The sequence below is a fragment of the Pseudomonas sp. genome, from assembly GCF_002796985.1.
Lineage (GTDB): Bacteria > Pseudomonadota > Gammaproteobacteria > Pseudomonadales > Pseudomonadaceae > Pseudomonas.
Window position 1 is genome coordinate 1,382,191 of sequence record NZ_PEKX01000007.1, and the last position, 15,369, is coordinate 1,397,559.

Consider the following 15,369-nt stretch of genomic DNA (forward strand, 5'->3'; position numbering starts at 1 on the left):
GTGGATCAGAAGCGCCAGTCCAGCGACAGGTTGCCCGCCACCGAGTTGTAGCCGGTACGGAACAGGTTGCTGGAAACCCCTGCACCGATATCGACGTTCTCGCTCAGCGAGTAGCGCACGTTGCCGCGCAGGCCCATGGAGTCACGGTCCATCACGGTGTTCTTGCTGCGGAAGCTGTTGCCCTGGTAGTTGGCGAAGGTCGCGTCCTGGATCAGGTCGGTGTTCAGCAGCTCGTGGTCCCAGGTGATCTGGCCTTCAGCCTTGATCGCACGGCCGCCGGCCAGCGGGAACTTCATCGCGCTGTTCAGGCCGACGCTGGAGCGCAGCGAATCGAACTGTTGCGATTTGAGCTTCAACGCTGAGCCATCGGCGCCTTTCTCGTGGGTGCCGTCGCGCCACAGGCTGGTGTAGGTCAGGGTGGCGAGCGGGCCCATGCTGACGTTTTCGTTCAGCTTGAAGCGATAACCGCCGCCACCGACCACGGACGCACTCTTGCCGGTCCAGTCGGCTTTGTTCTGCGCGGAATAGTCGTCGAAGCTCAGCTTGCGTTTCAGCTCGCCGCTTTCGTAGCCGACGCGGGCGCTGCCGAGCATGTAGCTGCCGGCCATGGGGTCCTGCGCGTAGCGGGCGTGTACGCCGAGTTCGAGGGCGGACGTGTCGCCGTCACCGTTCTGCGGGTCCTTCAGGCTGAGGTTCTGCTTGCTGGCCGCGCCGTGCAGGCCGATGACCAGGTTGCCGTCGCTGCTGGCAGCTTTTTCCGCACCAAAGATCACGCCATAGCTGTTGGTGGTGTAGCCGACGGTGTGGTTGTCGCTGTTCTGCCGGGTATTGCCGCCGAAGGGCTGGATGAAGGCTTGCCACTCATCGTCACGCAGCTTGCCCGGTTCGCGGGCGCTGATGGCGTCGGCGACCTGCTGCTCGCGTTGCAGGGAGCTGGCCATCATGGCGCTGTAGGCGGACGGGGAGAGCTGGTCGAGTGCCTTGGCGATGGTGCTGCCGTCAGCGGCGGAGAAGTCCAGGGTGGTGTAGAGCTGCTGGCGGTCAGCGCTGGCGCTGGCGTTGGCGTTGGCGGTGGCGCTTTGGCTCAGGCCTTCACCGACGGAGCGGCCGTTCTGGCTGGTGGCGTACTGGCTGTAGGCGTCAGTGGTACGGGCGAAACTCAGTAACTGGTTGCCATCACCTTGCGGGGTGGCCAGCAGGGACAGGGTTGGCGAGATCGGCGCAGCGTTCATCTCGGTAAACGCACCGGTAGTAGAAGTGGCGGAGAGCAACTGATTGGAGTTGATCGTCCATTGCGGCGAGTACCAGCCGCGCAGCGGTGCGACGGTCAGGCGGCCACCAAGTGCGGCGTTGCCGTTGACCTTGAGGGTGTCGTGCTGGCCCTTGTCGTTGACTTCCGCCAGCAACTGGCCGGAATCGGTCTGCTGGTAGTTGCCGTCGACCGTGAGGGTGCCGAAGGAGTTACCCGGTGCCACGGTGCCGCGGTTGATGAAGGCGCCGTTGCCATTTATCTGGTAGGTACCCGTGCCGGCCAGGGTCGCGCCTTCGCTCACGTCGACGCTGTAGAGCTGGTGCTGGCCGCCGAGGGAGGTTTCGCCGCCGCGCAGGTTCAGCGCCAGGTTGTTGATGCCCTGGATATTGCCGTCGTAGCGCATGCGGAAGTTCGGGTCGGTCTGGTCCAGCGCCACACCCTGGCCATCATTGAGGCGGCCGAAGCTGAGCTGGGTCAGGCGCTGTTGGCCGGCTTCGTCCTTCTGGTTGTAAGCCGAGAGGATATTGCCCTCGATTTGCGCACCGGAGAGCACGTTAATCTGCTTGACCAAGGCGTTGTCGGAGATGGAGATGGCTGCCGCGCTGCCGGCCAGGCGGCCGCTGATGTCGACGGTATTGACCAAGGCGCCCTGGAGTTCGGGCAGTGGATCGGCTGGCTCGTCGTCGGTGGTACGGATAAAGGACCCGCGATACTCCTTACTATTGCGCAGTAAGTTATTGCCGAAATTGAATTCGGCGGCGACACCCAGCTCACCCAGCGCCTCGACATCGCCACGCTGGATCAGGTTGTGATCCTTGCCGTACGCGAACAGCAGGCCCCGGCCATTCAGGCCATCGGCATGGATGCGGGTGCCGGGCTCAACGATGAGGGTGTTGCCTTCGCCATCGATGCGTACCCCGGCAGCGCCATCACCACGGGTGAGCAGGTCGGCCTGCTGGAAGATCCGGTTGTGACTGCCGTAGACATGCAGGCCCAGACCGAGCGTGGTGGTGCTATAGGCGCCCACCAGATAATCAGTGCCCTCGGCATTGCGCTGGTAGTAACCGTGCTGGTTGTAGAGCGTCTGGCCGTCGCCGTACACCGAATAGCCGAACATATTGCGCCGGTCGATCTGGTAGCCGAGGTCCTGAAGGACCGCCAACTCGGCCTCCATGAAGGTCATGTAGTTGCGGTAGCTCTGGTGGCTCATCAGGCTGTTTTTCAGCTCGATGTGGCTCATGTAGTCGGGGTCCAGTACGCTGGTGCCGTCGGTCAGCACACCCAACATTCTTACCGGCACACCCGGCATGGCCCCGGCGAGCACTTCGTTCACATTTTCTCCGGTGAAGTAGCCCTGATCCTTGCGGACATCGAACGATGTCGGGTCGTATTCATTGGTGCAGAGCGAACAGAGAATCTCTTTCTTTGCCTGCGCTGGATTGCCGTTGTCATCCCGCAGATGCTGGGCCCAACTGTCGAGCCGATCACCGAAGGCCGGCTTGGTCTTGTCCTCTCTACTCTGCTCGGTGGAGTTGATGATTCCCAGGCCGTGGGCGAGTTCGTGCAAGGCGATGGCGGTGACATCCGTTTTGTCCGTACGTGGCAGTTGCGAGGGGACGAAGGGGAGCGTGTCGAAGTCCATCCGGCCCAACTCGAATTGTGCGTGCGAGCCGAACGTCAGCTCACCAACGGGTTGGCCAGTCAGTACCGCCTGCGCTTGAGTCAAGCTGGGTTCCGTTTCCCCACTGACCATGTCGCTAGTGCCCGATGCATTGTTCTTGGTGTCCGATGTTCCTACGTTAACGATTGCCAGCGGCTGTCCGGCAGCCGGAGTGATCACGGTGGCCCAGTAGTTAATGGCGCTGGCGATCTTGTCCTTCTGAAGTGAATTCAGGTTCCAGGTCGAGGACATAGGCACCGGGTCATCCTGCATGAACGGACCATCGCCCACATCGAAGTACCTCACTTGGAATACCGGGGCACCCTGTGGGTTATTGATCGTTCGAGTTTCCATGGCTTCTGCCGAGAGGCCGGGCAATGCGGTAGCCAGTGACAGGGCAAAGGTGATCTTGTTGGGCAGGAAAGTGCGTTTTCTTTTCATGTTGAACTTCTCGCTTCAATGCTCCAGGGACATTCCGCAATGCGGAATCTGGCGCGCAAGGTGTGCGGGAAGTGACGACAGAGCATCGCTATAACCAGCATTCCAGACGCGTTCCTTTTAACCTTGAGGGAAGTCTGGTAGTGGAAGTATCGGTGTCGTAGCTTATGGTACGTCGGTATTTTCCGAAGGCCCAAAGTGGTATTGCCCACTTCAGCGAATAATTAAGTGTGAAGTAGAAACGATGGTGCGGAAGGTGACAGGAGTGTGAATAAGTTTCTCGACGTTAGGGTGTTTTAGCGGCTTATTCGGCAAGGTGTTTCATTGCTTATCTTGATCTTCCGGAAAGTGAAAAAGCCCCGCGCAAGCGGGGCTGTTTTGTAGTTCGCGGAGTGGTCTACAACAGCAAACTACGAATATCCCCCAGCACTTCCCCAAGTCGCTTGGTAAACCGCGCCGCCGCCGCGCCATTGATCACCCGGTGGTCATAGGACAACGACAACGGCAACATCAGCCGAGGCTGGAAGGCCTTGCCGTCCCATACCGGCTGGATGGCTGCCTTGCTCACCCCGAGGATTGCCACTTCCGGTGCGTTGACGATCGGCGTGAAGCCGGTACCGCCGATATGGCCGAGGCTGGAAATGGTGAAGCAGGCGCCCTGCATGGCGTCGGCAGAAAGCTTCTTGGTGCGCGCCTTTTCCGCCAACTCGGCCGCTTCGAGGGCAAGCTGCAGCAGCCCTTTCTTGTCCACGTCGCGAATCACCGGCACCAGCAGGCCGTCCGGCGTGTCCACGGCGAAGCCGATGTTCACGTACTGCTTGCGGATCAGCGCCTTGCCGCTGGGGGCCAGCGAGCTGTTGAAGTCCGGCAGTTCGCGCAGCAGATGAGCGCACGCCTTGAGCAGGATCGGCAGGATGGTCAGCTTGGTCCCGGCCTTTTCCGCCGCTGCCTTCTGCGCGATGCGGAAGGCCTCCACCTCGGTGATGTCGGCGGACTCGAACTGGGTGACGTGAGGGACATTCAGCCAACTGCGATGCAGGTTGGCGGCGCCGACCTGCATCAGCCGGGTCATTGCCACTTCTTCCACTTCGCCGAACTTGCTGAAGTCGATTTCCGGCACCGGCGGGATGCCCGCGCCGCCGGTTGCGCCTGCCGACGCGCCGGACTTGCCGCGCTGTAGTTGCTCCTTGACGAACAGTTGCACGTCTTCCTTGAGGATGCGGCCCTTGGGCCCGGTGCCGGTGACTTGCGCCAGGTCGACACCGAACTCGCGGGCGACCATGCGTACGGCGGGCCCGGCGTGAACCTTGGTGCCATCGCGACTGGGGGCGCCCACCGGAGTCACTTCCGGCGCCCTGGCCTGCTCAGTAGGAGCTGGCTCGGCTTTCACCGGCGGTGCAGCGGCGGGCTGTTCGGCGGCAGCGGCTGCCGGCGCCGGCGCACCACCCGCGACTTCCAGTTCGAGTATCTCGTCGCCTTCCTTGAGGGTGTCGCCGATCTTCACCTTGATCGCCTTTACCACCCCGGCTTTCGGCGCGGGGATTTCCATGCTGGCCTTGTCGGACTCCAGCGTCAGCAGGCTCTGATCGGCTTCGATGCGCTCGCCCACCTTGACCATCAGCTCGATGATCTCGCCCTGGCCGTTGCCGATGTCCGGCACCTTGATGATCTCGATGCCGCCACCGTCCACGCCACCGCCGCCAGGTGCCGCAGCGGCTGGCGGCGGCGCAGGGGTTGGCGTGGGTGCTTCGGCGGTTGGCTCCTCGGCCCTTGCCTCAGTCGCGGCTTGTTCAGCGCCGCCCTCGGCCTCCAGTTCGAGGATGTCATCGCCCTCCTTGAGGGTGTCGCCGACCTTCACCTTGATGGCCTTCACCACCCCGGCTTTCGGCGCGGGAATCTCCATGCTGGCCTTGTCCGATTCCAGGGTCAGCAGGCTCTGGTCGGCCTCGATGCGGTCGCCGACCTTGACCAGCAGTTCGATGACTTCGCCCTGGCCGTTGCCGATGTCGGGTACGCGGATGGTCTCACTCACGGTGCCTCTCCTCAGCAGTCCAGCGGGTTGGGTTTTTCCGGGTCGAGGTCGAACTTCGCGATGGCCTCGGCCACCACCTTCGGCTCGATGTCGCCACGGTCCGCCAGGGCTTCCAGCGCGGCGAGCACCACCCAGTGACGGTCTACCTCGAAGAAGTGGCGCAGCTTGGCGCGGGTGTCGCTGCGGCCGAAGCCGTCGGTGCCCAGCACCTTGTATTCCTTGGTCGGCACCCATTGGCGAATCTGTTCGGCGTAGACCTTCATGTAGTCGGTCGAGGCGACCACCGGTCCCTTGCGTCCGGACAGGCATTCTTCGACGTAGCTCTGTCGCGGCTTCTGCCCAGGGTGCAGGCGGTTCCAGCGCTCCACGGCCAGGCCATCGCGGCGCAGTTCGTTGAAGCTGGGCACCGACCAGACGTCGGCACCGATGCCGAAGTCCTCGCGCAGGATCTTCGCCGCTGCCTCGACCTCACGCAGGATGGTGCCGGAGCCGAGCAACTGCACATGGTGCGCGGCAGCGCGGAGGTCCTCGAAGAGCAGGTACATGCCTTTGATGATGCCGGTCTCGGCGCCCTTGGGCAGCGGCGGGTGAGGGTAGTTCTCGTTCATCACGGTGATGTAGTAGAAGACCTCCTGCTGCTCTTCCATCATCTGCCGCACGCCTTCCTGGATGATCACCGCCAGCTCGTAGGAGTAGGTCGGGTCATAGGTGCGGCAGTTGGGGATGACCGAGGCCAGCACATGGCTCTGGCCGTCCTCGTGCTGCAAGCCCTCGCCGTTGAGCGTGGTGCGTCCGGCGGTGCCGCCCAGCAGGAAGCCACGCGTCAGGCTGTCGCCGGCCGCCCAGGCGAGGTCGCCGATGCGCTGGAAGCCGAACATCGAGTAGAAGATGAAGAACGGCAGCATCGGTTGGCGGTAGTTGCTGTACGCCGTGCCGGCGGCGATGAAGGACGACATGGCGCCGGCCTCGGTGATGCCCTCTTCGAGGATCTGGCCCTTCTTGTCCTCGCGGTAGAACATCAGTTGTTCCTTGTCGACCGGCTCGTACAGCTGGCCCACCGAGGAATAGATGCCGAGCTGGCGGAACATGCCTTCCATGCCGAAGGTGCGGGCCTCATCGGGGATGATCGGCACGATGCGCTGGCCCAGCTCCTTGTCTTTGACCAGCTGCGAGAGGATCCGCACGAAGGCCATGGTGGTGGAAATCTCCCGGTCGCCGGAGCCGTCCAGCAGCGCCTTGAGCGTCTCCAGTGGCGGAGCCGGGATGCGCTGGCTGTTGCCGTGGCGGTGGGGCATGAAACCGCCCAGGGTAGAACGGCGCTCCTTCAGGTAACGCGCCTCCGCGCTGCCCTCCTCGGGCCGATAGAAGGGCAGCTTGGCAAGGTCCGCATCCTTGATCGGGATGTCGAAGCGGTCGCGGAAGGCGCGCAGGCTCTCCACATCGATCTCGTGGATGTTGTGCGCGATGTTCTTCGCTTCGCCCGTGCCGGTGCCATAGCCCTTGATGGTCTTGGCCAGCACCACGCTGGGCTGGCCCTTGTGGTGCACCGCTGCGTGGTAGGCCGCGTAGACCTTGTACGGGTCGTGGCCGCCGCGGTTGAGCTTCCAGATTTCCTCGTCGGAGAGGTCCTTGACCATTTCCAGCAGTTCCGGCCGCGTGCCGAAGAAGTGCTCGCGGACGTAGGCACCGTCCTTGGCCTTGTAGTTCTGATAGTCGCCGTCCACCGCCGCGTCCATCCGCGCCTGCATCAGGCCGGCAGTATCCTTGGCGAACAGCGGGTCCCAGAAGCGACCCCAGAGCACCTTGATCACGTTCCAGTTGGCGCCGCGGAATACGCCCTCCAGCTCCTGGATGATCTTGCCGTTGCCGCGCACCGGGCCATCCAGGCGCTGCAGGTTGCAGTTCACCACGAAGATCAGGTTGTCGAGCTTCTCGCGCCCGGCCAGTGAAATTGCACCGAGGGATTCCGGCTCATCGGTTTCGCCATCGCCGAGGAAGCACCAGACCTTCTGCTTGCCGGCGGGAATGAAGCCGCGGCTCTCCAGGTACTTCATGAAGCGCGCCTGGTAGATCGCCTGGATCGGCCCAAGCCCCATGGACACCGTGGGGAACTGCCAGAAGTGCGGCATCAGCCGGGGGTGCGGATAGGAGGGGATGCCCTTGCCGTCCACCTCCTGGCGGAAGTTCACCAGTTGCTCGTCGGTCAGCAGGCCTTCGATGTAGGCGCGGGCGTAGATGCCGGGGCAAGCGTGGCCCTGGAAGTAGATCAGGTCACCGGCGTGCTCCTCGGTGGGGCCGTTGAAGAAGTAGTTGAAACCGATGTCGTAGAGGGTCGCCGAAGAGGCGAAGGTGGAGATGTGCCCGCCCAGCGACGGGTCCTTGTGGTTGGCGCGCATCACCATGGCCAGTGCGTTCCAGCGTACCAGTGAGCGGATGCGTCGCTCCATGAACAGGTCGCCCGGCATACGGGCCTCGTGGCCCACCGGGATGGTGTTGCGGTAGGGCGTGGTGATGGCGTAGGGCAATTGCGTGCCGGTTCGGCTGGCCAGCTCGCCGAGGCGAGTCATCAGGTAGTGGGCGCGCTCTTCGCCTTCTTTTTCCAGTACGGATTCCAGCGCGTCCAGCCATTCCTGGGTTTCGACGGGGTCGATATCGTGCATGGTCAGAGATCCTGGTTACGGGGTCGGCTCTACGCAATGCCGGCTCCGGGCCAGGTACTCATTCGATTTGGCGCAGTGGGCGGCAACCCTCGTGAGGCCACCGCGCTGCCGCCGGCACGCGCGTGTGGCTATAGAGCTTAGACAGCTCTGACGCAGGCGCCTGCCCGGCTCGTCGTGTCAGGACGTCGCAGTGGGCTCCATCAGGGTTTGCCGCGCACCGAGTCGCGTCTCAGGTCATCGCCGCGGCTCCACTGCGCCGCCACCAGCCGGTCACGACCGGACTGCTTGGCCTGGTAGAGCAGACGGTCGACCGCCGCGACGAAGTCCAGCGGGCGGTCGCTGGCGGCCGGCACGGCGGTGCCGACACCCAGGCTGATGGTCAGCCGCTCGGAGATGGCTGACTTCGCGTGGGCGACCTGCTGCTCGCGCAGTACGCCGCGGCAGCGTTCGGCGATCTGACGGGCGGCCTCGCTGTCCGTCTCCGGCAGCACCAACACGAACTCCTCGCCGCCGAAACGTGCGATGAAGTCCCGTGGGCGGTGCAGGGCGCCGGCCAGGGCCTTGCCCACGGTGCGCAGGCAGTCGTCGCCCTGGATGTGCCCGTAGTGATCGTTGAACTGCTTGAAGTAGTCGATATCCAGCAGCACCAGTGACAGCGGCTGGCCGCTGCGCTGGGCACTGCCCCATTCGGTATCCAGCACCGAATCGAACATGCGCCGGTTGGCCACGCCGGTCAGGCCGTCCTTGTAGGAGTACTCCTCCAGTTGGCGTTGCAGCAGGATCAGTTGCTCCTCCGCGCGCTTGCGCTCGCTGATGTCGAACATGAAGCCCACCAGCGACTCCACCTCGCCGTTGTCGTCACGCACCACATGCACCACATCGCGAATCCACACGTAGTCGCCGGAAGAGGTGAGGGCGCGGTAGTCGGCCTCATGGTCGGTGCCTTCGCGGGACTGCGTCACGCAGAAGTCCACCACGCGCTCACGGTCTTCCGGGTGCATGCGTTCAGCCCAGTCGTTGGCGCTAGCCCAACTGGCCTGGCTCCAGCCCAGCAGCGCTTCGATCTGCGGGCCGATGTAGGCGAAGGTCATGGTTTTCCAGTCGATCTTCCACGGAATGGCGCGGGTGGATTCGAGCAGGGTCTGGTAGACGGGATTTTCCGGGGAGGCGTCGTACGGCATGGCGGCGTTCCACTAATGGCACTGTGCCGTGTTTCTACCACGAAAGCGATGAAGCCAAACCGACCGATTGCGCCACACCGCCTCACGGAAAGCGGCGCGGTGACAAACGGTCGTACTTCACAGATACGGATTCTTCAGTAATTCATAACGGGATCTTCACGAATCCGGGGATAGGGTTTGCATGCCCGCCATCTGACAACCCCGCAGTGCGATGGACATCCCAGGGATGGGTCGGGCCTCTCTCCTTTCCAGGAGGGAAACGGATAGCGGACCTCATTCCTGTAGTACGGCCGGACCTATGCCCATCCCGAAGTTCCTCCATTCACTGTCCCGCGGCTGGCTGTCGTTGCTGGCGATCGTGCCTGTCATCGCCCTGCTGAGTGGCTTCCTGCCGCTGGACTTCTCGCGGCCCACGCCTTTGGTGGGAGACGCCCAGCGCCAGGCGGAGCTGCGCGCACACTGGCAGCGGGGCGACCTGATCGTGCTGGTGCGCCATGCCGAGCGTTGCGACCGCTCCAGCGCGCCCTGCATGGGCAACGTCGATGGCATCACCGTGCGGGGAGGCGAGAACGCCCGTGAAATCGGCCAGGATTTCGCCGCGCTGGGCCTGGCCAACGCCGACATCCTCAGCAGCGAACAGATCCGCGCCGTGCAGACCGCCACCTCGATGTTCGGCCAGGCCCCGCAAGAGCAGGAGTGGTTGTACAACTGCGAAGGCTCGATGCTCAGCCGGGCCCTTCAGCACAAGGTTGCGCACCGCAACCTGATCCTGGTGACCCACAGCGAATGCATCGAGGACCTCGAACATTCGGTGAGCGTGAAAGACCCGGCGACACCTGACTACACGTCGACGCTCTTCGTGCTCAGTGAGCAGGACCAGCCGCCGCGTCTGCTCGGCTACCTCGACGCGGACCAGTGGCCGCTGAACGTCAGCGAGCGCTGATCTGACTGGGTGTGGCGCCCAGGCGGTAGCGCTGCAACTCCTGCGGAGTCAGCACGCGCATGCGCTGCGGGTCGATGCCCTGCATGGTGTCGGCCAGTTCCAGCGGGATGTCCATGTCGCGCAAGTAGGTGCGGGCGTTGTAGCTGCCCGCCGCCTGGGACGAATCCCCAGCGGGGTAGTACGGGCGATGCAGCCCGACGTAGCCGCGCACCGTGCGGTGCTTGCCGGCGGCCAGCAGGTAGACACAGGAGCCCTGGCAGACACTGTTGGTCGGCACCAGCGTCTCGAAGCCGGATTCGCGCAGCAGGCGGCCCATCTTGATCGACTCCGCCGCGCTGCCACCGATGCTGTCCAGCAACGCCACCTTGCGCGCGAACTTGCCGGGGTTGGCCAGCAGCCCCTTGAACAGACGCTCGTAGTCGCCTGGAGCAATGTCCTCGCTGATGCGGACCGCCAGCACCTCGCCAACCTTGGAATGCTGCACCGGCTTCACCTCGACTTGGGCGAAGGCCTGGCTGGAGCCCATCGCAGTGGTGAAAAGCGCAGTGGCGCAGAGTAGGGCGGCGCGAAGCATTGAGGCTGAATCCTGAGCGAGCGTTGTAGGAAGGCGCTGAAGATACCTTGATCCGCGCCGTCCGTCAGCCCGTCAGCCGGCCTTCAGGCAGGTACGCAACAGGCGGCGCACCGACTTGTTCACGCGGCGACGCTCCAGCTCTTCGGGGGCGAACCAGCGGCAGTCGGCAATTTCGTTCTGCGGGGTGGGCTGTTGCGCCGGGTCGACCGGCGTCTCGAATACGTAGTGCAGCGTCTGGTACAGCTCCAGCGGCGCCACGTAGTTCATCTGCTCGATGGCCAGCCCGGTTTCCTCGATCAGCTCGCGAATGGCGGCCTGGCCGGGGCGTTCGTCGGCCTCGATGCGGCCGCCGGGAAGGTTCCACTTCGACTTGGACTTGCGCACGAAGAGGATCTTGTCGTCGAGGCGGCAGATAACGGTCGCGCGTTCCTTCAGCGACTTACCCATGGCGACACCTCCGCGACAAAACAGTTACCTTGGCAAGCATAGACAACTACCGGAAAACTCAAGTTGGATGAAGTGGTTACGAACACAATGTCGACAAATGGTAAGGATTTGTTGTCGGACGTGTCTGTAAGGGGAATCCCAATTCACTGATTCAGATTTCCGACTCACTGGTATCTGGATCGGCCAGGCCGCTTTTCTGACGTGCGATCTTTCTGCTGCACCTGCGGGATACCTGGTTGGAGGGTTCAGGACATGTCGCTTTTCTCGAACTCCTCGCTGAGAAAATCCAACAAGGTTCGTACCGATGGCAGCAGGCCGCGTCGCGAGGGAAATACTGCGTGGACCACGCCGGTCCGCGGTGCCCAGTCCGGCAGCAGGTTCACCAGTTGGCCGTTGTTCAGGTCATCGCACACCACCACGGCGGGTATGTGCACCGCGCCAGCGCCCGCAAGCGCCGCCTGACGCAGGGCAACCAGATCGTCGGTGACCATTCGCGGCCGATGGCGCACCTGCGCACTCGCGCCCTTGGGGCCGTCCAGTTGCCAGAGATACTCGCGCTGTACGGCGCCCCAGTGCAGCGTCGGCAGCGCTGCCACATCCGCGGGCGTCGGCCGTGTCGGCAGGCGCTCGCGTAGCGCCGGGGTCCCCACCACCCTTTGGCGGCTTTCGCCCAGCACCTTCATCACCAGGTCGCTGCTTTCCAGCGGCGGAAAGCGTACCCGCAGGGCGATATCGATACCTTCCTGGATCAGGTCCACCTGGCGGTTGGTGCTCTGCACATGCAGCTCCACCAGCGGGTACTGCACCATGAAGCGCGCCAGCATCGGGCCGACCCAGAAGTTCAGCAGCGCCGTAGGGCAACTCAGGTTCACTACCCCGCGCGGCTCCGAGCGGTGCTGCTCGATGGCCTCGGTGGCGGCCGCCGCTTCCACCAGCATCGCCACGCAGTGCCGGTAGAACACCTGGCCGATCTCGGTCACCGAGAAATGCCGCGTCGAACGCTGGATCAGGCGTACACCCAGGCGTTCCTCCAGCGCGGCGATGCGCCGGCTGAGTTTCGACTTCGGCTGGTCCAGGGCGCGGCCGGCCGGGGTGAAGCCGCCGTGCTCCACCACCTGGGCGAAGTAGTAGAGGTCGTTGAGATCGTCCATTTCGGTGTTCCTCATGTGGAACACTGATAGTAGTTTTTGCCGTCTACCGCCGCAATTGTTGCGCCCGTATCTTTGCCTCCATGCACTACAGGAGGCACCCCATGAAACAGATTCTTGGCATTTACAGCGCCGCCCGGCCGCACTGGGTTGGCGACGGTTTTCCGGTTCGCACACTGTTTTCCTACGACAGCCTGGGCGAGCACCTCAGCCCCTTCCTGCTGCTCGATCACGCCGGCCCCCACGCCTTCGGCCCCAGCACGGCGCGCCGTGGTGTCGGCCAGCATCCGCACCGAGGGTTCGAGACCGTGACCCTGGTCTACGAAGGTGAACTGGAGCACCGCGACTCCAGCGGCGGTGGTGGCCGCATCGGCCCCGGCGACGTGCAGTGGATGACCGCGGGTGACGGCATCCTCCACGAGGAATACCACTCGCCGGACTTCGCCCGCGATGGCGGCAACCTGCACATGGCCCAGCTCTGGGTGAACCTGCCGGCACGCCACAAGCGCACCGCGCCGGCCTACCAGACGCTGCTGGCCGGCGACATACCGCGCATCGACCTGGCCGATGGCGCCGGCAGCCTGCGGGTGATCGCCGGTGACTACGCCGGCCATGCCGGCCCGGCCCACACCTTCAGCCCGCTGGATGTCTGGGACCTGCGCCTGCAACCGGGCCACCCGCTGGAACTGGCCGTCAAGGCCGGGCGCAACACCGCCCTGGTGGTGCTGCGCGGCAATGTCCGGCTGGGCAGTGGTGAAGCGCTGCGCGAAGGCCAGTTGGCGCTGTTCGACCGGCGCGGCGACAGCCTGCTGCTCGAAGCCGAGAGCGACGCCCTGGTGCTGCTGCTCAGCGGCGAGCCGCTGAACGAGCCCATCGTTGGCTACGGCCCCTTCGTGATGAACAGCGAAAGCGAAATCCGGCAGGCCATCGACGACGTTCAGCACGGACGTTTCGGACAGATGACCCGCTGATCTCACACCCCGGACTCAGGCGTCGCCTGGGCTGGATGAACACCTGCGCAGGGAGCGCGGGTCACGCGGGCTGGATGCCCTCCCAGGAGAACTCGACATGAGCAACTTTTCTCAGATTGCCAACTTCAACGGCCAGCGTCCGGTGATCGACCCCGACGACACCGCCATGCTGCTCATCGACCACCAGAGTGGCCTGTTCCAGACGGTCAAGGACATGCCCATGACCGAGCTGCGCAACAACGCCATCACCCTGGCCAGGATCGCCACCCTGGCGAAGATCCCGGTGATCACCACCGCCTCGGTGCCACAGGGCCCCAACGGCCCGCTGATCCCCGAGATCCATGAGGCGGCGCCACACGCGACATACGTGGCGCGTAAAGGCGAGATCAACGCCTGGGACAACCCCGAATTCGTAGCTGCCGTGCAAGCCACCGGCAAGAAGACCCTGGTCATTGCCGGCACCATCACCAGCGTGTGCATGGCCTTCCCGGCGATTGCCGCGGTCAACGCCGGCTACCGGGTATTCGCCGTGATCGATGCTTCCGGCACCTATTCCAAAGCCGCGCAGGAAATCACCCTGGCCCGCGTCGTCCAGGCCGGCGTGGTGCCCATGGACACCGCCGCCGTGGCTTCGGAAATCCAGCGCACCTGGAACCGCCCCGACGCCGCGCAGTGGGCCGAAGCCTACAGCCTGATCTTCCCGCACTATCGCCTGCTGATCGAAAGCTACACCAAGGCCCAGCAGGTGGTGACCGAGCACGAAGTGCTGGACTCCCAGCGCTGAGTCCGCTTGCCCGGCTCCGGCCGGGCTTTCCCTGCAATAACGACCTGCCATGAGCAAGCCCTACGCCTGTCTCGACAAGACCCGGACCGCCGCAGGGGAGTTGCCTGCGGCGGCTCGGCGATTCATTTCGGATAGCGATAGTGGCGCACGCCCGGCGTAATGCCCTGCTTGCCGAGCGACCACTGCGGCACGCCATGCCGCGCCTCCTGTAACAACTGGAAGAAGCGGATCAGAAAGCCTGCCTCGAAGCAGGCGCGCTTCTTGCCCGCCGGGAAGCGCAGGCGCGCGTTGAACAATGCATTCCATGGCGCGGCCTGGTTGTCCGGAGCCAGGCTGTTCTGCGCCTCGAGCATGCCGATGCGCAGCAGGTCGAGATGGTAGGCCTGTGTCGGTGTCAGGGGGATACGCCGGCAGTAGGGCGTTGCGGGGATTTCCCGAATGTTGCTCAGTACCTGCAAGTGAGCCAGCCAGAAGCCGCTCTCGAGGTGGTCCTGCACGCTGGCGAGCAGTGCCAGGAGATGAGGGTCGCGGTATTGCCGCAGGAGCGGGCGCATCGAGTCGATGGCCTGCATGGCGGCGCTGTAATGGGTCGTGGCCGAATCGGTGGCGGCGCTCATCGGTCTGCGGGCCCCGCTTTGTAGCCGGGGCGCTCCAGGGCCAGCTCATAGAGTTGGCGGGCTTCGCTGGCCAGTGGGGCGAGGGCGGAGGCGAAGCGGGAGGTGGCGTGCAGGAGGCCACGATCGTTGTCGTCTTCCATCAGTCGCAGGAGGTCTTCGACTGCCGTCAGGCGGCGCAGGGCCGCTTCACGCAGGTGTGCGGCGGGGGCCAGGGCGTTGATGAAGAGGACTTCCTCGCCGAACTGGCCGGTGAGGGGGACGGGGAGGAATTCACGCATGGGGTACCTCCGGGGAGGTGTGGCGCGGGGTGTGGTGGTGCGCGGGGGAGAAAGGGGGATAGTTCATGTCAGCCACTACTTGGTCTAAGGATCAAGAAGCCGCCAATCAACCTTCCTACGGGGAGAGAGGCGGACCGTGCAAGGGTAGGAATGCCGGGACCAAGGGACCGGTAGGCCGAAGCCTCCCTGCACGGCCGCCATAGACGCACGAATGTGTAAGGCGGATTTCGCCCGCATCGTGACTACAGAGTTGCCGTACCTTGATCCTTAAATCCCGGGTTCCTACGCCCGACCGCGATAACGCTGCGGCGGAACAAGGCTAGGGACGGCGCTTGTAGGCCCGCAAGGCTAATGGGCCGTGGGACATTTCGGTTGATGGCTGCG

Annotated in this window: 12 protein-coding genes; 3 read left to right on the forward strand and 9 right to left on the reverse strand. The window is 64.0% G+C overall.

Features of this window, described 5'->3' with window-relative positions:
- Positions 1-5: 5 nt before the first annotated feature.
- From CTR55_RS12225 to CTR55_RS12240, 4 genes are all read right to left on the reverse strand, one after another.
- The gene (locus CTR55_RS12225) at positions 6-3,353 is read right to left on the reverse strand and encodes an autotransporter domain-containing protein (RefSeq protein WP_296286390.1); all 3,348 of its coding nucleotides are present in this window, start codon (positions 3,351-3,353) and stop codon (positions 6-8) included.
- 394 nt (positions 3,354-3,747) lie between these two features.
- Positions 3,748-5,382, reverse strand: coding sequence for a dihydrolipoyllysine-residue acetyltransferase (aceF, locus tag CTR55_RS12230; RefSeq protein WP_296286391.1), 1,635 nt, complete (start codon positions 5,380-5,382; stop codon positions 3,748-3,750).
- A gap of 11 nt (positions 5,383-5,393) precedes the next feature.
- Positions 5,394-8,042, reverse strand: coding sequence for a pyruvate dehydrogenase (acetyl-transferring), homodimeric type (gene aceE / locus CTR55_RS12235; RefSeq protein ID WP_296286394.1), 2,649 nt, complete (start codon positions 8,040-8,042; stop codon positions 5,394-5,396).
- A gap of 200 nt (positions 8,043-8,242) precedes the next feature.
- The gene (locus tag CTR55_RS12240; RefSeq protein WP_296286395.1) at positions 8,243-9,223 is read right to left on the reverse strand and encodes a diguanylate cyclase; all 981 of its coding nucleotides are present in this window, start codon (positions 9,221-9,223) and stop codon (positions 8,243-8,245) included.
- Between the two features lie 298 nt (positions 9,224-9,521).
- Here CTR55_RS12240 and CTR55_RS12245 point away from each other — a divergent pair, with 298 nt between their 5' ends.
- A complete protein-coding gene (locus tag CTR55_RS12245) occupies positions 9,522-10,166 on the forward strand; it encodes a histidine phosphatase family protein (protein ID WP_296286397.1) in 645 nt (214 codons plus the stop codon).
- On the opposite strand, the gene CTR55_RS12250 is transcribed toward CTR55_RS12245, so the two are convergent.
- The 3 genes from CTR55_RS12250 to CTR55_RS12260 all read right to left on the reverse strand — a co-directional run bounded on the left by CTR55_RS12250 (position 10,153) and on the right by CTR55_RS12260 (position 12,338).
- Positions 10,153-10,740, reverse strand: coding sequence for a hypothetical protein (locus tag CTR55_RS12250; RefSeq protein ID WP_296286399.1), 588 nt, complete (start codon positions 10,738-10,740; stop codon positions 10,153-10,155). The genes CTR55_RS12245 and CTR55_RS12250 overlap by 14 nt on opposite strands.
- Before the next feature lie 72 nt (positions 10,741-10,812).
- Positions 10,813-11,187, reverse strand: a complete 375-nt coding sequence (locus tag CTR55_RS12255; protein WP_296286400.1) for an NUDIX domain-containing protein — start codon at positions 11,185-11,187, stop codon at positions 10,813-10,815.
- Positions 11,188-11,432: 245 nt separating this feature from the next.
- Entirely contained in the window at positions 11,433-12,338 is a 906-nt protein-coding gene (locus CTR55_RS12260) for a LysR family transcriptional regulator (RefSeq protein WP_296286402.1), read from the reverse strand.
- Positions 12,339-12,439: 101 nt separating this feature from the next.
- On the opposite strand from CTR55_RS12260, the gene CTR55_RS12265 reads away from it, so the two are divergent.
- Together CTR55_RS12265 and CTR55_RS12270 are read left to right on the forward strand one after the other, a co-directional pair.
- Positions 12,440-13,306, forward strand: a complete 867-nt coding sequence (locus CTR55_RS12265; RefSeq protein WP_296286403.1) for a pirin family protein — start codon at positions 12,440-12,442, stop codon at positions 13,304-13,306.
- 97 nt (positions 13,307-13,403) lie between these two features.
- Entirely contained in the window at positions 13,404-14,090 is a 687-nt protein-coding gene (locus tag CTR55_RS12270; RefSeq protein ID WP_296286405.1) for a hydrolase, read from the forward strand.
- 122 nt (positions 14,091-14,212) lie between these two features.
- Here the strand turns inward: CTR55_RS12270 and CTR55_RS12275 are convergent, their stop codons facing one another.
- Both CTR55_RS12275 and CTR55_RS12280 read right to left on the reverse strand, forming a co-directional pair.
- The gene (locus tag CTR55_RS12275; protein WP_296286407.1) at positions 14,213-14,707 is read right to left on the reverse strand and encodes a hypothetical protein; all 495 of its coding nucleotides are present in this window, start codon (positions 14,705-14,707) and stop codon (positions 14,213-14,215) included.
- Complete coding sequence (locus CTR55_RS12280; protein ID WP_296286409.1) at positions 14,704-14,985, reverse strand: hypothetical protein; 282 nt, start codon at positions 14,983-14,985, stop codon at positions 14,704-14,706. The genes CTR55_RS12275 and CTR55_RS12280 overlap by 4 nt, the downstream gene beginning before the upstream one ends.
- Positions 14,986-15,369: the final 384 nt, after the last annotated feature.